We start from the raw sequence: 19,090 nt of genomic DNA on the forward strand, positions 1-19,090 counted from the left end.
GACGTAAAAAAACCGGCAATTGCCGGTTTTTTTACGATGCTGCGAAACGGTTACTCTTCAATCGCCATCTGACTTTGCAGATAATTTTGAATACCAACTTTGGCGATCAGGTCGATCTGCGTTTCGAGCCAGTCGATATGCTCTTCCGTGTCTTCCAGGATCATCAGGAACAGGTCGCGCGACACGTAGTCGCCCGCTTTTTCGCTGATGGCGATGCCTTCCTTGACGGTGGCGTGCGCGGCGCGCTCCAGCTTCAAGTCGCATTCCAGCATTTCCGGCGTGTTCTCGCCGATCAGCAGCTTGTGCAGCGCTTGCAGGTTAGGCAGGCCGTCGAGCATCAGGATGCGGTCGATCAGCTTGTCGGCATGTTTCATTTCGCCGATCGATTCTTCGTATTCTTTCTTGCCCAGCTTTTCCAGGCCCCAGTGCTTGTACATGCGCGCATGCAGGAAGTACTGGTTGATGGCCGACAGTTCGTTGGTGAGCTGTGCGTTGAGCATGCGGATGACTTCTTTATCGCCCTTCATGGGAATTCCTTTGTTCTGTGTCGCGTTCGATGATGAAACCGCAGGCCGCTGGCGTTCACTGCCGGGTGGCGCAGGGCTGCCTGGTGGCGCGCAGGTTGCCGGTTTCGCTATGCCCGCATGATAGCGCAAAATAGGGGCGTTTTTTGCTGCGAAACGGTGTCTTTCCGTCTTTTTAACGTAAATATCGTGCGAATAAAACCCATTCTCAAATGGATTGCCACATTTTCCCGTTTTTTATTTGTTAAGGAAAATGCAGGCCATTCTCATTCGCGTTCATGCTGCTATTTGGCTGCGCTGAAAAGGCGGGAAATGTTGCTCCGTTCTTGCTTTTGTGCCTTCTTGGCCGCTGCCGGCGATGCGATAATCAGGCAGCGATTTTACTGAAAAAGGATAGCAAGATGATGCTGCATATACCCGGCGTGCTGACGCCGGAACAGGTGACGCAGTTTCGCCAGCGCCTGGCGCAAACGGACTGGGTCGATGGGCGCGCCAGCGTCGGGGCGCAAGGGGCGCAGGTCAAGCGCAACCGCCAGTTGGCCGAAGGTTCGCCGCTGGCGCTGGAGCTGGGCGAGATCGTCAGCCGCGCGCTGATGGCCAATCCGCTGTTCTTCGCCGCCGTGCTGCCGCTGCGCATCCTGCCGCCGTTCTTCAACAGCTATGCGGGCGGCGAGCACTATGGCCTGCATATCGACGGCGCTATCCGCACGCCGAAAAACGGCATGCAGTCGATGCGCGCCGACGTCTCCTCGACCGTGTTCCTGAGCGAGCCGGACGAGTACGAAGGCGGCGAGCTGGTGGTGGTCGATGCCTACGGCACGCATGAGGTAAAACTGCCGGCCGGCGACGTGATCGTGTATCCGTCGAGCAGCGTGCATCAGGTGCTGCCCGTCATCAGCGGCGAGCGTATCTGCTCCTTCCTGTGGACGCAAAGCATGGTGCGCGAGGACTGGAAGCGCAGCATGCTGTTTGAGCTCGATCAGAACATCCAGAGCGTGCGCGGCGAGCATGGCGATTCGCCGGCGACGGTGGGCTTGACGGGGCATTATCACAACCTGTTGCGGATGTGGGCGGAGATGTGATCGTGGCGGTGTCGGATTACGCGTGGCCTTTGGCCGCGCTAATCCGACCTACGATACTGCGTGAGGCACCGGCAAAAAAAAGTCTGCCTGGCCCGGGGATGTAGGCTGGCAGACTGAAACAAGCAGTTGCTTGACTGGTACAGAAAACAGGGCGCAAAAAAGCAAGCAGGGCACACGGTGCGGTGCTTGCGGGCTGGCAGCGGCCCAAGGGCCGCCGGAAGGCTAGCTCAGTTGGAAGGTCAGTGGTACTAAAACGTAGACGGGCACGGGCTTGCCGTTTTCGATCATCGGCTTGAACAGCGCGCGTTGCGCGGCCTGGCGGCCCGCTTCATCGAGGTTGTTGTAGCCGGTCGATTTCTGGATCAGGATTTGCTCCGGCAAACCCTTTTCATTGATCAGGATGCGCAACACCACGGTGCCACTTTCGCCCAGGCGGCGCGACAGATTCGGGTAGATCAGTTGCGGTGCCTTGATGTATTCGACGCTGCTGACGGTGCGTGGTGTGGACGGCGCCGGTGGCGTCGGCGATGGTGCCGCTGGCGCAGTCGGCGCGGCGGTGGCCACGGGGGCTGCTTCGGCGCGCGTCGGCTGCGGCGGCGTGATCGTCGGTTCGCTCGGTGCCACGGCGATCAGCGGCAGCGGCGGGATGACGGCGCGCGGCACGGGAGCACTCAGTTCCACGGTTTTCGGCACCGACGGTGCCGGCGGCTTGGGTGGCGCCGGCGGGGCGATGATGCTGATGGTGGTGATGGTCGGCATGGCCGCCGTGACGACGCGGCTCAGCAAGCCGCTCTGGATGGCGTAAAAGCCGGCGAGATGCAGGACGACGATGGCCATCAGCGGCGCGAACTTGTTGCGCTTCTTGTCGAAGTCGGCAAATTGTTGCACGGCCTGCACCGTTACGGGCGGGGGCATCATCGTCATGGCGTTCATCGCTTTCTTTAGTTTGTCAGTACAGCTCGCATCAATACGGTTTCTTGCAGCACTACGGTGGCGCTCAGGTGATCGTTCAGCACCTCCCGCGCGCAGGTATGGCATTTGCCGCAGCAGGTGGCCACGCCCAGGTCGCGGCGCAGTTCGGCCATGCTGGACAGGCCAAGATCGACGGCTTGACGGATTTCACGATCAGATATGTTGTTGCAGACACATACAATCATTGATACACCTTCTGGCTGGAGGATGAACAGACACTAGTGCTCTGAAGCATTGTTGCTAGTGTTTTAATGAGAATCATTATCATTACGTTTCATTGTCGCGCAAAGTGCAGGACAATGCAAGCGATTTTGCTCAAGTGTGCGGCGCCTGGCGGCGGGGCGCGGCGTGTGGATATGGCCTGCGTGCGCATGGCGCAGCCCTTGATAGGGGCCACTCTCCGGGCTAAATAAAAACAATTCGCATTCATGTTTATAATGCTGGTATTGTCTCGGACGGTCGCCGTCTGGACTGATTGAAAGGCCGCTTGTCGGTAATGCGCAACAGTGGCGTTTTACCTCACAAACCTGGGAGCAGTGCAAGGCGCCCCGCGCCGCAGCCTGTATCAGGTGTTCTTAATTTGAACGGAATTTGCTCATGACTCTAGTTCCACCCTTGATGACGCTCGATGCGCTGGCAGTCGGCCAGAGCGGCACGGTGTTGCATATCACGCCCCACACGGCAGGACAGACGGAAGATGGCGTGGACCTCGCCCGCCGCTTGATGGAGCTGGGATTCGTTCCTGGCGAACATATCCGCATGCTCAAGCGCGGTATTCCCGGCGGCGACCCGCTGGCCATCAAGGTCGGCAATGCCACGTTCGCACTGCGCCGCTTCGAAGCGGCGCTGATCACGATTCAACCGCTGCTTCAACCGGAATAAATATGGGTGCTGTCGAAACTATCGTGGAAGCGGGCGCGCACAAGCCGCCGCATCAGCCACAAATCGCCTTGCTGGGCAATCCGAACTGCGGCAAGACCGCCCTGTTCAACCGTTTGACGGGCGCGCGCCAGAAAGTGGCGAACTACGCCGGCGTGACCATCGAGCGCAAGGAAGGCCATTTCACTTCGCCCGCCGGCACGCCCGTGCGCCTGCTCGATCTGCCGGGCGCCTACAGCCTGTCGGCCACCACGCCCGACGAAGCCATCACGCGCGACGTGGTGGGGGGCATGCGCCGCGGCGAGCCGCGCCCGGACGCCATCATCTGCGTGGTCGATGCCACCAATCTGCGCCTGAACTTGCGCCTGGTGCTGGAAGTCAAACGCCTGGGCTTGCCCATGCTGCTGGCGCTGAACATGACGGACGTGGCGCGCAAGCGCGGCATGCTGATCGATACGGCCAGGCTGTCGCAGGAACTGGGCATGCCCGTGGTGGAAACCGTCGCGGTACAGCACGATGGCGAAAAAGCCCTGTTGAACGCCATCGACGCGATGCTGCCCCTGCCTGTCGTGGAAGCGAAACCGCTGGCGGCCATCGATGCCGTCACGGTCGAAGAAACCCAGCGCGAAGTACGCCGCATCCTGGCTGCCGTCAGCAATGACAGCAGCGATACGGGCAACCTGACGGAAAAGATCGACGACGTGGTGCTGCACCCCGTGTTCGGCCCCCTCATCCTGGCCGTGCTGATGTTCCTGATCTTTCAGGCCGTGTTTGCCTGGGCCGCCACGCCGATGGAAATGATTACCGATGGCGTGGGCCACCTGGGTGCCCTGCTGACGGCGAACATGCCCGATGGCCACCTGAAGAGCTTGCTGGTGGAAGGCATCATCGGCGGCGTCGGCAGCGTGCTGGTCTTCCTGCCGCAAATCCTGATCCTGTTCTTCTTTATCCTGAGCCTGGAAGACTGCGGCTACCTGCCGCGCGCGGCCTTTTTGCTGGACCGCCTGATGGGCGGCGTGGGCCTGTCGGGCCGTGCCTTCATCCCGCTGCTGTCGAGCTTTGCCTGCGCCATTCCCGGCGTGATGGCGGCGCGCACCATCCAGAACCCGCGCGACCGCCTGGTCACCATCATGATCGCGCCGCTGATGACGTGCTCGGCGCGCCTGCCCGTGTATGCGCTGATCATCGCCGCCTTCATCCCGCAGCGCGAAGTGTGGGGCTATCTGAGCCTGCAAGGCCTGGTGCTGTTCGTGCTGTACTTTGCCGGCATCATCTCGGCCATGGCCGTGGCCTGGGTCATGAAGCGCGGCATGGGCGTGCGCGGCAACCAGCCGCTGATGCTGGAACTGCCGGCCTACCACTGGCCGCACCTGCGCAACCTGGCCGTCAGCCTGTGGGAGCGCGCGAAGATCTTCCTGACGCGCGTCGGTACCATCATCCTGAGCCTGATGATCATCCTGTGGTTCCTCAGCACCTTCCCCGGCGCGCCGGACAATGCGATCCATCCGCCGATCTACTACAGCCTGGCGGGCATCCTGGGCCGCGGCCTGGAAGTGATCTTCGCGCCCATCGGTTTCAACTGGCAGATCTGCATCGCGCTGGTGCCCGGCATGGCGGCCCGTGAAGTGGCTGTCGGCGCCCTGGGCACCGTGTATGCGCTGTCGCAAACGGGCGACGCGCTGGCCACCACGCTCGAGCCGCTGATCGCCCATTCGTGGTCGATGGCCACCGCGCTGTCCTTGCTGGCCTGGTATGTGTTCGCGCCGCAGTGCCTGTCGACGCTCTCCGTGGTGAAGCGCGAGACGGGCGGCTGGCGCTATCCGCTGCTGATGGCCGGCTACATGTTCGCGCTGGCGTATGGCGCCTCGTTTATCACGTATCGCGTCGCCCTGATACTGGGCGCTTAGGAGAAAAGCATGTGGCAAACCCTCATCGTCGCCCTGATCGTCGCAGCCGCGCTGCTGCATTTTTCGACCAAGTACCTGCCGGCGGGCGTGCGCCGCGCCATCGTGCGTGGCCTGGTGCGCTGCGGCCTCGATGAGGCGAAAATGTCAGCCTTCTTCAAGGTGGCGCCCGGCTGCGGCAGTGGCTGCGGTTCCTGCGGCTCCTGCGACAGTCCGCCGCCGCCATCGGCCACGCCGCCGGTCGACGGCAGCAGCAAGCGCGTGATCCTGATGCAGGTACAGCGCTAGATCTGATATACGTCTAGGCACGGGTGCGCCCGTGGGCTACACTGGGCTTTCCACATGGCAAGGAGTGGCAATGGCGATACTGTTGATCTTCATGTTTTTGTTTGCGATCGCCTCCTGGCTGCTGGCCAGCCGGCGCGGCCGCCACGGGGGACTCTGGTTCGGCATCGGCCTGTTCCTCGGGCCGTTCGCCTTGCTGGCGGTGGCGGTGCTGCCGCCCGTTGCGCCAAGCTGAATGAAAAAAAACCCGCGCATGCGGGTTTTTTTACGTCTGCAGTACTGCGCTTTACGCCTTGCCGGCCAACTTGTCGACGACCGGTACCAGCGCGGCCGGGCGGCAGCCGAAGGCGGCCAGGCGGCCTTGCGCGTGGGGCGCCAGGTCCAGGTCATACGGCAAACGGCCCGCTACCAGCCACAGTTTATTCTGCGGCAGGGCCTCGACCAGGCGGCGCTGGCCCTCGACGAACATGGCGTTATACGTTTGCAGCACGATCTGCTGCGCGCCTTGCGCAAAGGCGATGGCGGCATCAACCTCTTCGTCCAGCGCTTCGGCCGACAAGGCGTATTCGCGCACGTCCAGGCCCGCCGCCAGGAGCGCCGGCAGCATCGAGCTGCGCGCTTCCTTGTTGCGACCGAGCGCCACTTCGTCGATCTCGCTGCGCGAACGCACTTCCACCGTCAGCAGGGTCACGGGCAGGCTGGCGTCGAGCGCGCGGTACGCGCCCTGCACGCGCAAGGCGGCCTTTTGCAGCAGCTGCGACAGGGCCATGGCGGCCGGCTGCATCAGCGCTGGCGGGGCGATGGGGCGCTTGCGCCAGTCGCGCACGGCGCGGTTGCGCTTGAGTTCAGCCACGCGCGCACAAGCCGCGTCGATGCGCGAGACCGCAATGTCACCGCGCTCCACGGCGGCGATGACGGCGTCGATGGCTGCCGTCTGCTGCGCTTCGCGGTGCGAGATGAGGACGATGTCGGCACCTGCCTGCAAGGTGGCGATGGCGCCCTGGGCGATGCCGATGCCGTCGGCAATCGCCGCCATTTCCAGGCAGTCGGTAATGACCACGCCCTGGTATTGCATTTCACCTCGCAGCAGGTCCGTCAGCACGCCTTTCGACAGGGTGGCCGGCACGCTGGTGTCGGCTTCGAAGGCGGGAAAGACCACGTGCGCCGTCATGATGGCGTCGACGCCGCCGGCAATGGCCGCGCGGAACGGCGCCAGTTCCACGGCGCGCAGGCGCTCTTTGTCATGTGGCACCAGGGCCATCGCGTAATGCGTGTCGGTGGCCGTGTCGCCGTGGCCGGGGAAGTGCTTGGCGGTCACGGCCATGCCGCTGGCGTGCTGGCCGCGCATGGCGGCCATGCCGTAGGCGATGACGGTGGCGGCATCCTCGCCATACGCGCGCACGCCGATGACGGGGTTGTTGCGGTTGTTGTTCACATCCAGTACGGGCGCGAGCAGCAGGTTGATGCCGACCTGGCGCATTTCATCGCCGCTGATCTGGTTCATGCGTTCGCAATCTTCAACCGAGCCGGCTGCCTGGAAGGCCATCGCTGCGGGAATTGGCGTGACGCCCTGCTCGATGCGCATCACCATGCCGCCTTCCTGATCGATGGAGATCAGCAGTGGAATGTCGGACACTTCCGCATTGATTTCCTGCAGTTCGCGGCACAGCGCGGACACTTGCGCAGGCGTGTGCACGTTGCGGCGGAACAGGATCACACCGCCCACCTTCTTTTCGCGTATCAAGGTCTTGATATGCTCGTCCGCCTGCAGGGCGTCGAAGCCCACCATGAACAACTGTCCTACTTTTTCGCGCAAACCCTGCTCCATGCTGCAACTCCTCCGGTATTGATTGTGACGACGACATATGTATTCTGGCACCGTGGTGGCGCGTCGTGGCGGTCACCGGAAAAGCTGCCTTAGTTTTGTACTTGTTTTGGTATTGTATTGGATTTGGATATTTGCGCAAGTGGTTATTAATTGGTATTGCTTCACTTGCGCAAACGCCGTATCAATCGAGGCGCTGGAACGATACCGCCTGGGCCTTGGGCCAGTACAGGCCGAACACGGGCGGCAGCTGCGGCAGCTGGCTCGGGTCGAGCAGCTGGCCCGCTTCCAGGAAGGGCAGCAGGGCCGAGGCCAGTTTCACCTGGTTCGGCGAGATGCGCCGCACCAGGTGGTGCGGGCGCAGGTCCTGCGGGTGCGCCAGGCCGGCGGCGGCGATCAGTTCGGCCAGCGCCTTCATGGTGTTCTGGTGGAAGTGCGCCACGCGGGCAATCTTGTCGGACACCACCAGCGCGCGCTGGCGCTGCGGGTCTTGCGTGGCCACGCCCGTGGGGCAGCGGTCCGTGTGGCAGCTTTGCGACTGGATGCAGCCCAGCGCGAACATGAAGCCGCGCGCCGAATTGCACCAGTCGGCGCCCAGCGCCAGCAAGCGGGCGATGTCGAAGGCCGTGATGATCTTGCCCGAGCAGCCGATCTTGATCTTCGCGCGCAGGTTGGCGCCCACCAGGGTGTTATGCACCAGCACCAGCGCTTCCTGCAGCGGCGTGCCCACATGGTCCGTGAATTCCAGCGGTGCCGCGCCCGTGCCGCCTTCGCTGCCGTCGACGACGATGAAGTCGGGCGTGATGCCCGTGGCCAGCATGGCCTTGACGATGGCGAAAAACTCCCACGGATGGCCGATGGCCAGCTTGAAGCCCGTCGGCTTGCCGCCCGACAGGGTGCGCAGGCGGTCGATAAAGTGCAGCATTTCCAGTGGTGTGGAAAAGGCGCTGTGCGCCGCTGGCGAGACGCAATCCTCGCCCACCATCACGCCGCGCGTGGTAGCGATTTCGATGGTGACTTTCGGGCCGGGCAGCACGCCGCCGTGGCCGGGTTTCGCGCCCTGCGACATTTTCAGCTCGATCATTTTGACTTGCTCGGAGCTGGCGTTGGCGATGAAGCGTTCTTCCGAAAACGTGCCGTCCTGGTTGCGGCAGCCGAAATAGCCGGAGCCGATTTCCCACACCAGGTCGCCGCCGTTTTCGCGGTGATAGGGGCTGATGCTGCCTTCGCCCGTGTCGTGCATGAAGCCGCCGCTGCGCGCGCCGCCGTTCAGGGCCAGGATGGCGTTGGCCGACAGGGCGCCAAAGCTCATCGCCGAGATATTGAAGACGCTGGCCGAATACGGCTTTGTGCGCGGGCAGTCCGGGTGGTTGCCGATCTCGATGCGGAAATCGTGGCCCGTCACCTTGGCGGGGGCGATGGAGTGGTTGATCCATTCATAGCCCGCCTGGTACACGTCGAGCTGGGTGCCGAACGGGCGCTTGTCCGTCTGCTCCTTGGCGCGCTGGTAGACGATGCTGCGCTGGCTGCGCGAAAACGGCGTCGCCTCGCTGTCGCTTTCCAGGAAGTACTGGCGGATTTCGGGGCGGATGCTCTCAAAAAAGAAGCGGAAATGCGCGAGGATGGGGTAGTTGCGGCGCAGGGCGCGCTTGGTCTGCAGCAGGTCGCTGATGCCGACCAGGGTCAAGGCACCGGCCAGCAGGGGCAGCCAGTAATGATCGTAGTAAAACAGGGACAGGACAAAGATGGCGGCCGTCGCAATGAAGGTCAGGTAGCGAAATGGTACTAGGTGCATGGGCACTCCGGTGAAGTCAGACTGATAACTGTCGAGTCTACCTTCGATTCGCGGAACGTGCTGGAGGGAAAGAACGCGGCGCCCGGAGGACGCCGCGTGGGGATTAACGCTGTGCCGCGCGGATGCGGGCCACTCTTTCGGCGCTGGCCGGATGGCTCGACAAATACGGCGTGCCCTCGTCCAGCTTGCCCAGGGCGACAAACACTTGCGCCAGGTGTTCCAGCGCGATGCCATTCTGGCGCAGCATGGCGATCGCGTAGTCGTCCGCCTCGCGCTCGACGTCGCGCGAATACTTCAAGTCCAGCAGCAGCGGCGGCAAGGTCGCCACCACGGTCGACACGTCACCGAACAGCAGCGCCGCGCCGGCGCCCACGGCCGAGGTCTGGATCAGGCGGCGCGTCAGGTGGCGCTGCTGCAGATGGCCCAGTTCATGCGCCAGCACGCCCATGATGGCCAGGTCATCGGGCATCAGTTCCACCATTTCATCGGTCAGCACGATGTCGCCGGATGGCAGGGCAAACGCGTTCGGACCGATCTTGCTCTTGCGGAACACGATGCGGTGCTCGGGCGTGCTGTCGCCAGGCGTGGCCAGGCGGGCGAACTGGCTGCGCAAGGCTTGCTGGCGCGCACCGTCGAGTTTGCTCGCTTCAAACACGTGGCTGTCGAGGAAATCGAGCACGCCCTGGCCCAGTTGCCGCTCGACGGACTGGGGAATCGCATACGCGACGCCCTTCGCCACCACGGGCAGCAGGTACTGATAGCTGAGCCATAGGGCCAGCACGGTGGCGACCGTGGCCAGCAGGGCGCCGCGCCAGCTTTGCTGCAGCCGCACCACCCAGCCGTCGCGGTGGCCCGTGTCATGCAGCATGGCGTTGAAGGCCGCCTGGTCGGCGATCTCCAGGTAGGCGCCGTCGGGAAAGCTGACCTTGCGCACGGCGTGGCTGCTGCGTTCGGACACGTGCAGCTCGGCCAGCGGGCAGCTGCGTTCGATGTCGCCGGCCAGCACGGCCTGGCCATCGTGCACGCTGAGCGTGACGTGGTACAGGCGCGAGGTCTGGCCGTCGAAATAGCGTGCGGCCAGCGGCGCATTCGCCGTCGGGCTGTCGTTTTGCATCTTACAGCGACAGGTCGAAGTCCAGCAGGTCGACCATGCCTTCGCCCGTGGCCGATACCTGCTCTCCGGTGGCGGCGACAAAGGCGTCCAGGCTGCCGTGCACCAGCATGGACGTCGCTTCCAGGCGGTACTTCAGCCAGCGCACGTGGGCGAATGGTGAAAAAAGGCCCAGGGTGACGACGATACCGAGCAGGTTGGTCAGCATGATGAAGGTGGTGCGGCCCCAGGTCAGCTGCGACTGGAACTGGTGCTGCTGCAAGCGCGTATGGTTCCAGATCAGGTTCTGGATCATGGTCAGGAACAGCGGCAGCACGATAAACGCCCACGCATACAGGGCGGCCACGGCGCCGAAGATGCTGCCGGCCTTGGTGACATCGTTGGCATCGCTGGCAAACGTGGCGAAGACGCTGGCAAAGACGACAAAGATCAGCACCAGGAAACCGGCCAGCAGCAGGGCGAAGAACAGCAAATAGGTTTTGTAGAAGCTGCCGACGCTGGCGTCGAAGCTGAAGTTGCTGCTGCCGAAGCGACTCTGCGTGTGCTGGAAGCGCTTCAGGCGCTGGTGCAGGAATGGCGTCATCAGGCCAGCCGTGAAGGTGTTCAGGATGGGTAGCCACAGGAAGTATTTGTAGGCTTCTTTGGCGCTGCCGTCAAAGCCGAAGCGGATGCCGCGGTAACTGGTGTTGTACAGCTTGAATTGCAGGCTTTTCCAGACCAGCCATGGCAGCACGGCCATCATCAGTACGAGCATGATCAGGCCGACGATGGGCGAGATCTGGAAGGCGATGTTGTAGCCGCCGATCAAAACCACGGCCGCGATGCGGCCTTTCAGGATGGCCACGGCATTGCCATGGTATTCGAAGCTGCTGCCGGCCAGGTGGGTGCTGGAATAGAAATAGCGGTTGCGGCGTACCTTGGCCCAGGCGGAATAAATGCCCAGGGTGACGATGCTCAGCAGCAGGTTGACGATCCAGATACGGAAGTATTCGCTGCCGGTGGCGCTGAAGGTGATGGCTTCTTGCCTGGGAGTAGTGTTGTTTGTGTCGAAATCCACAGGGGTTTCCTTACTTATTGGAAACAAAACAAGATAAGGCAAGATTGAAAAGTTATCAATTGAAAATGCTGTTTTTAGCAATTTCTTTTGGTGTGCCGCCCCTGCCGCCGCGATTTTCCCGTCCCGGCTATACTGGAACCCACCATCGCCTAACGGGAAACACCATGATCGTCGTCCATCATCTGAACAATTCGCGCTCGCAGCGCGTGCTCTGGCTACTCGAGGAACTGGGCCTGGAATATGAGGTCAAGCGTTACCAGCGCGACCCGAAAACCATGCTGGCGCCCGCTTCGCTGAAAGCCGTCCATCCGCTGGGCAAGTCGCCCGTGATCACCGATGGCGCCCACACCGTCGCCGAATCGGGCGCCATCATCGAGTACCTGATCGAGCGCTACGGCAATGGCCGATTGATACCGGCAGCGGGCACGCCGGAGAAGCTGCGCTGGACTTACTGGCTGCATTTCGCGGAAGGCTCGGCCATGCCGCCGCTGCTGATGAAGCTGGTGTTCGACAAGGTCGAAGCGTCGCCCATGCCGTTTTTCGTCAAGCCGATCGCGCGCGGCATCGCCAGCAAGGTCAAGAACAGCTTCATCCTGCCGAATATCCACAGCCAGCTGGCTTACATGGAAGCGGAACTGGAGAACACCAAATGGTTTGCCGGCAATGAATTCACAGCGGCCGACATCCAGATGAGCTTTCCGCTGGAAGCGGCCGCCATGCGCGGCGGACTCGACGAGCGCCTGCCGAAGCTGACGGCGTTCCTGCAGCGCATCCACGCGCGACCTGCCTACCAGCGGGCGCTGGAAAGAGGCGGGCCTTATGATTTTTCGAAGTGACTAGATGGCGCCTGGAAGATGGTGTGTAAAGAAAGTAATATTACTTTTTCACATTCTTTTGCTATAAAATATTTTCTTTTTGTAACCATCTGACCGCGCTGCGATGCGCTCTTCCCCATGTTCAAAAGAATCACGCTTGTCTCCGCCCTGCTGCTGTTCACGGGATGCGCCATTAAGCAGACAGTCAAGCCGGTAGAGAGCTTTACCAGCAAAGAAGTCTGTATTCTGAATAACCCCGATGTACGCGTCGGTTTTATGGCTGCATACAAGCGCGCGCTGGAAGGCAAGGGCTATGCTGCGCGTCAATTGCCAGCCTCGGCATCGATCATCGAATGCCCGCTGACGTCCACCTACACGGCGAATTGGCGCTGGGATCTGGCGACGTATATGAACTATGCCAATATCAAGGTGTACAACAATGGCAAGGTGGTGGGCGAGGCCGTGTATGACGCGAAGCGCGCCGGCATGAATACGGCCAAGTTTATTGATGCGGATAAGAAAATTGGCGAGTTGGTCAATCAGCTGTTCCCGGGCGGCGCGGGGATCTGAAACTGCTTTCGGTGCGGTCCATACGGTAAAATGCCCGATTCAACCAGTATCCACTTACCGCATGGCCAGACTCCTCGCTATCGACGGCTTGAATATCGTACGCCGCGTCTACGAAGCCAGTCCTGAACCCGATTCCGACCTGAAGGCGGAGATCGCGCTGCGCCACGCGCTGTCGTCGTTCCGCACGCTCATCAACGACCACGAGCCGACGCACATCCTGCCGGCCTTCGACTTTGGCGGCCGGACCTGGCGCCACGCCCTGTATGCCGGCTACCGCGAGGGGCGCCAGCCCATGCCGCAGGTGCTGCGCGACGCCTTGCCCGGCTTTTACGCCACCCTGGCCAGCTTCGGCATGCACGTGGTCAGCATTCCCGAGGTCGAGGCCGACGACGTGATCGGCACGGCCGTCATGCGCTGGCTGCACGAGGGGCGCGGCGCGGCCGTCATCGCCACCACCGACAAGGATTTGCATGGCCTGATCGCGCACGGCGCGCTGGTGTGGGACCATTTCAAGGGCATCTGGCACGACCGCGCCTGGGTCGAGAAAAAGTTCGGCGTGCCGCCGGAACTGCTGCCCGACTTGCTGGCGCTGATGGGCGACGTCACCGACAGCATCCCCGGGGTGTCGAAGATCGGCCTGAAAACGGGGGCGAAACTGTTGCGCGGTTACGGCAATATCGACGCCGTGATGGCCGGCGCGGGGATTTTGCCCGGTGCGCTGGGCGAAAGCCTGCGAAAAGAGCGGGAAATACTGTATCTTTCAAGAAAGTTGGTGGAACTCAAGACCGACGTAGTTTTAGGCGTGACCTGGAACAAGCTCGCGTGGGAAAAGTAGAACGCCAGGCAAGAACAATCAAGCAAGGAAAGCAATCATGATGTTAAAAACAGTCCTGATCGATAGCAGCGCCGTGGCGCGCGGTCTGCTGAACTCGGTCCTGATCGATGGCGGCTACGATGTCTGCGGGCAGACGCATACCAGCGCGCTGGGACTGGCGCTGCTGGTCAAGCACCATCCGCATTTCGTGTGCATCGCGCGCGAGCAGGTAGAAGACGGCAGCAATGTGGTGCAAACCATCCGCGCCCAGTATCCGAAAACGCTCATTTTCATGGTCTCGGGCGGCATCGACGCCGCCTCGCTGCAGGCGGCGCACGCCATGGGCGTATCGGGCTTCATCGTCAAACCCTTCATGGCCGACACGGTCCTGAAAACCGTGCGCAATACGGTCATTGCCATGGTGCGCAAGCAGCAGCAGGCGCTTGCCGCCGCTGCGCAAGGCAATACTTAAACGCCGGCCAGGCCCGTCGCGCTGGCGATAATCCCGCCACCGAGGCACACGTCGCCGTCGTACAGCACGGCCGACTGGCCCGGCGTGACGGCCCATTGTGCCTGGTCAAACGCCAGGCTGAAGTGTTCATTTCCCTCCGGCAGCAGCTGGCAAGCCACGTCGGCCTGGCGGTAGCGCGTCTTGGCGGACAGGGCGCCTGCCTGCGGCGCCACGCCCGCGACCCAGCTGGCCTGGTCCGCCGTCAAGGCCGGCGACAGCAGCCACGGATGGTCATGGCCCTGCACCACCCACAGAGTGTTATTGGCGATATCCTTGCGCGCCACATACCAGGCGTCGCTGCTGCCATCGGCATTCTGGTACGACTTCACGCCGCCGATGCCGATGCCCTTGCGCTGGCCCAGCGTATAAAAACTCAGGCCCACGTGTTCGCCCACGGTCTTGCCGTCGGCCGTTTTCATCGGGCCCGGTTTGTAGGACAGGTAGCGGTTCAAAAATTCGCGGAACGGGCGTTCGCCGATAAAACAGATGCCCGTCGAATCCTTCTTCTGCGCGTTCGGCAGCGCCAGCTGTTCGGCGATCTTGCGCACTTGCGTCTTCGGGATTTCACCGAGTGGAAACAGGGTTTTCGACAATTGCGCCTGGTTCAGCCGGTGCAGGAAGTAGCTTTGGTCCTTGCTGGCGTCGACGGCTTTCAGCAGTTCATAGCGTCCAGCGTCCGCCGGCGCCTGGCGCACGCGCGCGTAGTGGCCGGTGGCGATCAGGTCGGCACCCAGGGTCATGGCGTGGTCGAGGAAGGCCTTGAACTTGATTTCAGCGTTGCACAGCACGTCCGGGTTCGGCGTGCGGCCGGCCTGGTATTCGCGCAAAAAATCGGCGAACACGCGGTCCTTGTATTCGGAGGCGAAATTGACGGCTTCGATATCGACGCCGATGACGTCGGCCACGCTGGCCGCGTCGATCCAGTCCTGGCGCGTGGAGCAGTATTCCGAATCGTCGTCATCTTCCCAGTTTTTCATGAACAGGCCGATGACTTCATAGCCTTGTTCCTTCAGCATCCACGCCGCGACCGAGGAATCGACCCCGCCGGACATGCCGATAACGACTTTCTTCTTGCTCATCTTGCTTTCCAGTTACTTTTAAATGATTGCCATGCGCGGGTCTATGCACTATTAAAGACGGACACATGCGTGTGCAGCAGGGCCAGCGGCGCGCGCCGGCCAGCCAGGTATTCGTCCACGCACTGCAGCACCAGAGGACTGCGGTGGCGCTCCTGGCATGCCGCCAGCTCGTCGCGCGTCATCCACAGGGTGCGGATGATGCCTTCGTCCAGCGGGCGGTCATGCTCGGCGCCGGCCGTGCCGCAAAAGGTGAAGCGCAAATAGGTCACATCTTCGCCCGTGCGCAGTGACTGATAGCGCGACATGTACATGCCGACCAGTGCCGTGGGGATGAAATCGTAGGCCGCTTCTTCCAGCGTCTCGCGGATCACCGCCTGTTCCAGCGACTCGAACGGGTCGAGATGACCGGCCGGCTGGTTGAGCTTGATGCCTTCGCTGGTTTCTTCTTCAATCAGTAAAAACAGGCCGTCGCGCTCGACGATGGCGGCAACGGTGACAGAGGGTTTCCAGATTCTCGGCATGATTCCATCCTTGAAAGAGCCGACATTTTATCTTGTTCTGCGCGCGCGGTTTGAACCCGGCCTTCTGTTGCGCGGACATATTGATAAATGACAACGTTTTAGCAAATAGCGGTGGGAGGTACTTACGTCTTTCCCGGGGCGCGCACTAGCATGGGGGCTTAGTCGGCAAGATGGCAGGAAACGCCCGCTAATATAGGCTTTCCCTGTGGTCAAAACAAGCGCGCACGCAGGCTCGACTGTGGTGAGATTGACACACATTTCCACAATATGGTCGCCGCGCCGCATGGTGAAACGAATCGGGGGATGCGGGTGAAATTAGTGTCGTACAACTAGAAGTTGCTGGTTCACAAACGTTTAACGCGCTGCTTTCCGTGTTAGATTCTAGTCAGTTTATCAATTAGCGGAGGCATCATGAGGATAGGCATACCGGCCGAAACACGGCCTGGTGAAACGCGGGTGGCAGCCACGCCCGAGACAGTCAAGAAGCTGGCAGCCAAGCATCAGGTCATCGTGCAGGCGGGAGCGGGCTTGCAAGCGTCGATTCCCGACGCCGCGTATGCCGCCGCCGGCGCGCAGATCGGCACCGCCCAGGAAGCCTATGCTTGCGCCATCGTGCTCAAGGTACGCGCACCGGACGCTAGCGAACGGGCCCTGATGGCCAGCGGCACGGTGCTGATCGGCATGCTCAACCCGTTTGACGCCGACAATATCGCCGCCATGGCCACGGCCGGCCTGTCCGCCTTCGCGCTGGAAGCCGTGCCGCGCATCACGCGCGCGCAGTCGATGGACGTGCTGTCCTCGCAGGCGAATATCGCCGGCTACAAGGCGGTGCTGGTGGCCGCGAATACCTACCAGCGCTTCATGCCGATGCTGATGACGGCAGCCGGCACCGTCAAGGCAGCCCGCGTGCTGATCATGGGCGTGGGCGTGGCGGGCTTGCAGGCGATCGCCACGGCCAAGCGCCTGGGCGCCGTCATCGAAGCGTCCGACGTGCGCCCGCCCGTTAAGGAACAAGTGGAGTCGCTGGGCGCGAAGTTCCTCGACGTGCCTTTCTTGACCGAGGAAGAACAGGAAATCGCCAAGGGCTCGGGCGGCTATGCGCGCGCCATGCCGGCCGACTGGATGCGCCGCCAGGCCGAACTGGTGCATGAACGGGCGAAACTGGCCGACATCATCATCACCACGGCATTGATTCCCGGCCGCGCCGCGCCCGTGCTGATCTCCGAAGAAACGGTGAAGGCCATGAAGCCCGGCTCCGTCATCGTCGACCTGGCCGTCGAGCAGGGCGGCAACTGCCCCCTGTCAGAACTGGGCAAGACGGTCATCAAGCACGGCGTCTACATCGTGGGCGAGCCGAACCTGGCGACCCTGGTGGCGGCCGACGCCTCGGCCCTGTATGCGCGCAACGTGCTGGACTTCTTGAAGCTCATCATCGACAAGGACGATCAATTGCTGATCGACCGCGAGGATGAAATCATCAAGGCCAGCCTGGTTTGCGCGGGCAATGACATCCTCAGAAAATAACGCGGCGCCGGAGAGAACTACATCATGGAAATCAGTCACACCATCACCAATCTGATCATCTTCGTGCTGGCCATTTATGTCGGCTACCACGTCGTCTGGACTGTCACGCCAGCGCTGCACACGCCGCTGATGGCCGTTACCAATGCCATTTCCGCCATCATCATCGTCGGCGCCATGCTGGCGGCCGGCCTGACGCAAGGCCCGCTGGCGCAGGCGGCCGGCACCCTGGCCGTGGCGCTGGCCGCCGTCAACGTGTTCGGCGGCTTCCTCGTCACGCAGCGCATGCTCGAGATGTTCCGCAAAAAAGAACCGAAGGCCAAGCAAGGAGCAAAAGAATGAGTCACGCCATGAGCTTCGTCACCATGAATCTGGTGACGATGATGTACCTGATCGCCTCGGTGTGCTTCATCCAGGCCTTGAAAGGCCTGTCGTCGCCCTCGACGGCGCGCCGCGGCAATGCCTTCGGCATGAGCGGCATGGCCATTGCCGCCGTCACCACCGTGGCGCTGATCCTGAAACTGAAGGAGCAGCAAACGGGCGGCATGGGCCTGACCCTCGTCATCATCGGCATCGTCACGGGCGGCGCCATCGGCGCCTACCTGGCAAAAACCGTGGAAATGACGAAGATGCCGGAACTGGTGGCGGCCATGCATTCGCTGATCGGCCTGGCGGCCGTGTGCATCGCCGTGGCGGCGGTGTCCGAGCCGTGGGCCTTCAACATCGCCCAGCAAGGCCAGGCGCTGCCCATCGGTAACCGCTTCGAGCTGTTCATCGGCACCTTTGTCGGCGCCATCACGTTCTCCGGTTCGGTGATTGCCTTCGGCAAGCTGTCGGGCAAATACAAGTTCCGCCTGTTCCAGGGCGCGCCCGTCAGCTTCAAGGGCCAGCACATGCTCAACCTGGTGCTGGCGCTGGTGATGGTCGGCCTGGGCCTGGCGTTCTGTTTCGCCGACGCGGTGGAGCCGGCCTGGACGCCGTTCGTCATCATGACCCTGATCGCCTTTGCGCTGGGCGTGCTGATCATCATTCCCATCGGTGGTGCCGATATGCCGGTGGTGGTGTCGATGCTCAACAGTTACTCGGGCTGGGCTGCGGCCGGCATCGGTTTTTCGCTGAATAACTCGATGCTGATCATCGCGGGGTCATTGGTCGGTTCTTCCGGCGCGATCCTGTCGTACATCATGTGCAAGGCCATGAACCGCTCGTTCTTCAACGTCATCCTCGGTGGCTTCGGCGGCGCTGCGCCGGCGGCGGGCGTGGCTGGCGCACAGGAACAACGTCCCGTGAAATCGGGTTCGGCCGACGACGCCGCCTTCATCATGAGCAATGCGGAAACCGTCATCATCGTGCCCGGCTACGGCCTGGCCGTGGCGCGCGCGCAGCACTCGCTGAAGGAACTGGTGGAAAAGCTCACGCACAAGGGCATCACCGTCAAGTATGCGATCCACCCCGTGGCAGGGCGCATGCCGGGCCACATGAACGTGCTGCTGGCCGAGGCGGAAGTCCCGTACGACCAGGTCTTCGAGATGGAAGACATCAACGGCGAATTCGGCCAGACGGACGTGGTGCTGGTGCTGGGCGCGAACGACGTCGTCAACCCGGCGGCGAAAGACCCGACATCGCCGATCGCCGGCATGCCGATCCTGGAAGCCTACAAGGCCAAGAGCATCATCGTCAACAAGCGCTCGATGGCTTCCGGCTATGCGGGCCTGGACAATGAACTGTTCTACCAGCCGAACACGATGATGGTGTTTGGCGACGCCAAGAAGGTGATCGAGGATATGCTGAAAGCGATCGAATAAATGCCGCTTGCGGCGACCTG

21 protein-coding genes are annotated in these 19,090 nt (G+C 62.0%); 12 read left to right on the forward strand and 9 right to left on the reverse strand.

Annotated elements, in window-relative coordinates; translation table 11 throughout:
* Positions 1 to 50: 50 nt before the first annotated feature.
* Positions 51 to 527 carry a bacterioferritin gene (gene bfr / locus CLU93_RS13640; RefSeq protein ID WP_034745609.1) on the reverse strand — a complete coding sequence of 159 codons (477 nt, stop codon included), beginning with the start codon at positions 525 to 527 and terminating at the stop codon, positions 51 to 53.
* 398 nt (positions 528 to 925) lie between these two features.
* Between bfr and CLU93_RS13645 the strand changes: the two genes are divergently transcribed.
* Positions 926 to 1,606 (forward strand): Fe2+-dependent dioxygenase, encoded by a 681-nt coding sequence (locus CLU93_RS13645; RefSeq protein WP_099761887.1) that lies wholly within the window; start codon positions 926 to 928, stop codon positions 1,604 to 1,606.
* Between the two features lie 222 nt (positions 1,607 to 1,828).
* On the opposite strand, the gene CLU93_RS13650 is transcribed toward CLU93_RS13645, so the two are convergent.
* Positions 1,829 to 2,530 carry an energy transducer TonB gene (locus CLU93_RS13650; protein ID WP_099764379.1) on the reverse strand — a complete coding sequence of 234 codons (702 nt, stop codon included), beginning with the start codon at positions 2,528 to 2,530 and terminating at the stop codon, positions 1,829 to 1,831.
* Between the two features lie 17 nt (positions 2,531 to 2,547).
* Positions 2,548 to 2,763 (reverse strand): (2Fe-2S)-binding protein, encoded by a 216-nt coding sequence (locus tag CLU93_RS13655; RefSeq protein WP_071075208.1) that lies wholly within the window; start codon positions 2,761 to 2,763, stop codon positions 2,548 to 2,550.
* A gap of 412 nt (positions 2,764 to 3,175) precedes the next feature.
* Between CLU93_RS13655 and CLU93_RS13660 the strand changes: the two genes are divergently transcribed.
* From CLU93_RS13660 to CLU93_RS28210, 4 genes are all read left to right on the forward strand, one after another.
* On the forward strand, positions 3,176 to 3,460 hold the full coding sequence (locus CLU93_RS13660; RefSeq protein ID WP_071075209.1) for a FeoA family protein: 285 nt from the start codon (positions 3,176 to 3,178) through the stop codon (positions 3,458 to 3,460).
* Positions 3,461 to 3,462: 2 nt separating this feature from the next.
* Positions 3,463 to 5,364 carry a ferrous iron transporter B gene (gene feoB, locus CLU93_RS13665; RefSeq protein ID WP_099761888.1) on the forward strand — a complete coding sequence of 634 codons (1,902 nt, stop codon included), beginning with the start codon at positions 3,463 to 3,465 and terminating at the stop codon, positions 5,362 to 5,364.
* A 9-nt stretch (positions 5,365 to 5,373) separates the two neighbouring features.
* Complete coding sequence (locus CLU93_RS13670) at positions 5,374 to 5,649, forward strand: hypothetical protein (RefSeq protein WP_099761889.1); 276 nt, start codon at positions 5,374 to 5,376, stop codon at positions 5,647 to 5,649.
* Positions 5,650 to 5,719: 70 nt separating this feature from the next.
* The gene (locus tag CLU93_RS28210) at positions 5,720 to 5,881 is read left to right on the forward strand and encodes a hypothetical protein (RefSeq protein ID WP_180287850.1); all 162 of its coding nucleotides are present in this window, start codon (positions 5,720 to 5,722) and stop codon (positions 5,879 to 5,881) included.
* Positions 5,882 to 5,932: 51 nt separating this feature from the next.
* Here CLU93_RS28210 and nagZ read toward each other — a convergent pair whose 3' ends face one another.
* The 4 genes from nagZ to CLU93_RS13690 form a co-directional block, all read right to left on the reverse strand.
* Positions 5,933 to 7,474 (reverse strand): beta-N-acetylhexosaminidase, encoded by a 1,542-nt coding sequence (nagZ, locus tag CLU93_RS13675; protein ID WP_099761890.1) that lies wholly within the window; start codon positions 7,472 to 7,474, stop codon positions 5,933 to 5,935.
* A gap of 181 nt (positions 7,475 to 7,655) precedes the next feature.
* Positions 7,656 to 9,266 (reverse strand): FMN-binding glutamate synthase family protein, encoded by a 1,611-nt coding sequence (locus tag CLU93_RS13680; RefSeq protein WP_099761891.1) that lies wholly within the window; start codon positions 9,264 to 9,266, stop codon positions 7,656 to 7,658.
* 103 nt (positions 9,267 to 9,369) lie between these two features.
* Positions 9,370 to 10,380 (reverse strand): M48 family metallopeptidase, encoded by a 1,011-nt coding sequence (locus CLU93_RS13685; RefSeq protein ID WP_099761892.1) that lies wholly within the window; start codon positions 10,378 to 10,380, stop codon positions 9,370 to 9,372.
* A 1-nt stretch (position 10,381) separates the two neighbouring features.
* Positions 10,382 to 11,434 carry a YjgN family protein gene (locus CLU93_RS13690; RefSeq protein WP_257224958.1) on the reverse strand — a complete coding sequence of 351 codons (1,053 nt, stop codon included), beginning with the start codon at positions 11,432 to 11,434 and terminating at the stop codon, positions 10,382 to 10,384.
* Between the two features lie 164 nt (positions 11,435 to 11,598).
* Between CLU93_RS13690 and CLU93_RS13695 the strand changes: the two genes are divergently transcribed.
* From CLU93_RS13695 to CLU93_RS13710, 4 genes are all read left to right on the forward strand, one after another.
* On the forward strand, positions 11,599 to 12,270 hold the full coding sequence (locus CLU93_RS13695) for a glutathione S-transferase (protein ID WP_099761893.1): 672 nt from the start codon (positions 11,599 to 11,601) through the stop codon (positions 12,268 to 12,270).
* Positions 12,271 to 12,387: 117 nt separating this feature from the next.
* Entirely contained in the window at positions 12,388 to 12,819 is a 432-nt protein-coding gene (locus tag CLU93_RS13700; protein WP_099761894.1) for an Sbal_3080 family lipoprotein, read from the forward strand.
* 61 nt (positions 12,820 to 12,880) lie between these two features.
* On the forward strand, positions 12,881 to 13,654 hold the full coding sequence (locus CLU93_RS13705) for a 5'-3' exonuclease (protein WP_099761895.1): 774 nt from the start codon (positions 12,881 to 12,883) through the stop codon (positions 13,652 to 13,654).
* Positions 13,655 to 13,694: 40 nt separating this feature from the next.
* On the forward strand, positions 13,695 to 14,105 hold the full coding sequence (locus CLU93_RS13710) for a response regulator (protein ID WP_099764381.1): 411 nt from the start codon (positions 13,695 to 13,697) through the stop codon (positions 14,103 to 14,105).
* Here CLU93_RS13710 and mnmA read toward each other — a convergent pair.
* Positions 14,102 to 15,223, reverse strand: a complete 1,122-nt coding sequence (gene mnmA / locus CLU93_RS13715) for a tRNA 2-thiouridine(34) synthase MnmA (protein WP_099761896.1) — start codon at positions 15,221 to 15,223, stop codon at positions 14,102 to 14,104. The genes CLU93_RS13710 and mnmA overlap by 4 nt on opposite strands.
* A 41-nt stretch (positions 15,224 to 15,264) precedes the next feature.
* Positions 15,265 to 15,744, reverse strand: coding sequence for an NUDIX hydrolase (locus CLU93_RS13720; RefSeq protein WP_096238110.1), 480 nt, complete (start codon positions 15,742 to 15,744; stop codon positions 15,265 to 15,267).
* Between the two features lie 411 nt (positions 15,745 to 16,155).
* On the opposite strand from CLU93_RS13720, the gene CLU93_RS13725 reads away from it, so the two are divergent.
* Genes CLU93_RS13725 through CLU93_RS13735 form a run of 3 tightly spaced genes read left to right on the forward strand, consistent with a single transcriptional unit; the run spans position 16,156 to position 19,070 of the window.
* The gene (locus tag CLU93_RS13725; protein ID WP_099761897.1) at positions 16,156 to 17,268 is read left to right on the forward strand and encodes a Re/Si-specific NAD(P)(+) transhydrogenase subunit alpha; all 1,113 of its coding nucleotides are present in this window, start codon (positions 16,156 to 16,158) and stop codon (positions 17,266 to 17,268) included.
* 24 nt (positions 17,269 to 17,292) lie between these two features.
* Positions 17,293 to 17,607: an NAD(P) transhydrogenase subunit alpha gene (locus tag CLU93_RS13730; RefSeq protein ID WP_035822749.1), complete on the forward strand. Its 315-nt coding sequence runs from the start codon at positions 17,293 to 17,295 to the stop codon at positions 17,605 to 17,607.
* A gap of 8 nt (positions 17,608 to 17,615) precedes the next feature.
* Positions 17,616 to 19,070 (forward strand): NAD(P)(+) transhydrogenase (Re/Si-specific) subunit beta, encoded by a 1,455-nt coding sequence (locus tag CLU93_RS13735; protein WP_099761898.1) that lies wholly within the window; start codon positions 17,616 to 17,618, stop codon positions 19,068 to 19,070.
* Positions 19,071 to 19,090 lie beyond the last annotated feature (20 nt).

Source organism: Janthinobacterium sp. 35 (assembly GCF_002754575.1).
Lineage (GTDB): Bacteria > Pseudomonadota > Gammaproteobacteria > Burkholderiales > Burkholderiaceae_D > Janthinobacterium > Janthinobacterium tructae.

Bases quoted from the DNA above. Each gene is read 5' to 3' on its own strand.
- bfr (WP_034745609.1), bottom strand. From the start codon at position 527: ATGAAGGGCGATAAAGAAGTCATCCGCATGCTCAACGCACAGCTCACC.
- CLU93_RS13645 (WP_099761887.1), top strand. From the start codon at position 926: ATGATGCTGCATATACCCGGCGTGCTGACGCCGGAACAGGTGACGCAG.
- CLU93_RS13650 (WP_099764379.1), bottom strand. From the start codon at position 2,530: ATGACGATGATGCCCCCGCCCGTAACGGTGCAGGCCGTGCAACAATTT.
- CLU93_RS13655 (WP_071075208.1), bottom strand. From the start codon at position 2,763: ATGATTGTATGTGTCTGCAACAACATATCTGATCGTGAAATCCGTCAA.
- CLU93_RS13660 (WP_071075209.1), top strand. From the start codon at position 3,176: ATGACTCTAGTTCCACCCTTGATGACGCTCGATGCGCTGGCAGTCGGC.
- feoB (WP_099761888.1), top strand. From the start codon at position 3,463: ATGGGTGCTGTCGAAACTATCGTGGAAGCGGGCGCGCACAAGCCGCCG.
- CLU93_RS13670 (WP_099761889.1), top strand. From the start codon at position 5,374: ATGTGGCAAACCCTCATCGTCGCCCTGATCGTCGCAGCCGCGCTGCTG.
- CLU93_RS28210 (WP_180287850.1), top strand. From the start codon at position 5,720: ATGGCGATACTGTTGATCTTCATGTTTTTGTTTGCGATCGCCTCCTGG.
- nagZ (WP_099761890.1), bottom strand. From the start codon at position 7,474: ATGGAGCAGGGTTTGCGCGAAAAAGTAGGACAGTTGTTCATGGTGGGC.
- CLU93_RS13680 (WP_099761891.1), bottom strand. From the start codon at position 9,266: ATGCACCTAGTACCATTTCGCTACCTGACCTTCATTGCGACGGCCGCC.
- CLU93_RS13685 (WP_099761892.1), bottom strand. From the start codon at position 10,380: ATGCAAAACGACAGCCCGACGGCGAATGCGCCGCTGGCCGCACGCTAT.
- CLU93_RS13695 (WP_099761893.1), top strand. From the start codon at position 11,599: ATGATCGTCGTCCATCATCTGAACAATTCGCGCTCGCAGCGCGTGCTC.
- CLU93_RS13700 (WP_099761894.1), top strand. From the start codon at position 12,388: ATGTTCAAAAGAATCACGCTTGTCTCCGCCCTGCTGCTGTTCACGGGA.
- CLU93_RS13705 (WP_099761895.1), top strand. From the start codon at position 12,881: ATGGCCAGACTCCTCGCTATCGACGGCTTGAATATCGTACGCCGCGTC.
- CLU93_RS13710 (WP_099764381.1), top strand. From the start codon at position 13,695: ATGTTAAAAACAGTCCTGATCGATAGCAGCGCCGTGGCGCGCGGTCTG.
- mnmA (WP_099761896.1), bottom strand. From the start codon at position 15,223: ATGAGCAAGAAGAAAGTCGTTATCGGCATGTCCGGCGGGGTCGATTCC.
- CLU93_RS13720 (WP_096238110.1), bottom strand. From the start codon at position 15,744: ATGCCGAGAATCTGGAAACCCTCTGTCACCGTTGCCGCCATCGTCGAG.
- CLU93_RS13725 (WP_099761897.1), top strand. From the start codon at position 16,156: ATGAGGATAGGCATACCGGCCGAAACACGGCCTGGTGAAACGCGGGTG.
- CLU93_RS13730 (WP_035822749.1), top strand. From the start codon at position 17,293: ATGGAAATCAGTCACACCATCACCAATCTGATCATCTTCGTGCTGGCC.
- CLU93_RS13735 (WP_099761898.1), top strand. From the start codon at position 17,616: ATGAGCTTCGTCACCATGAATCTGGTGACGATGATGTACCTGATCGCC.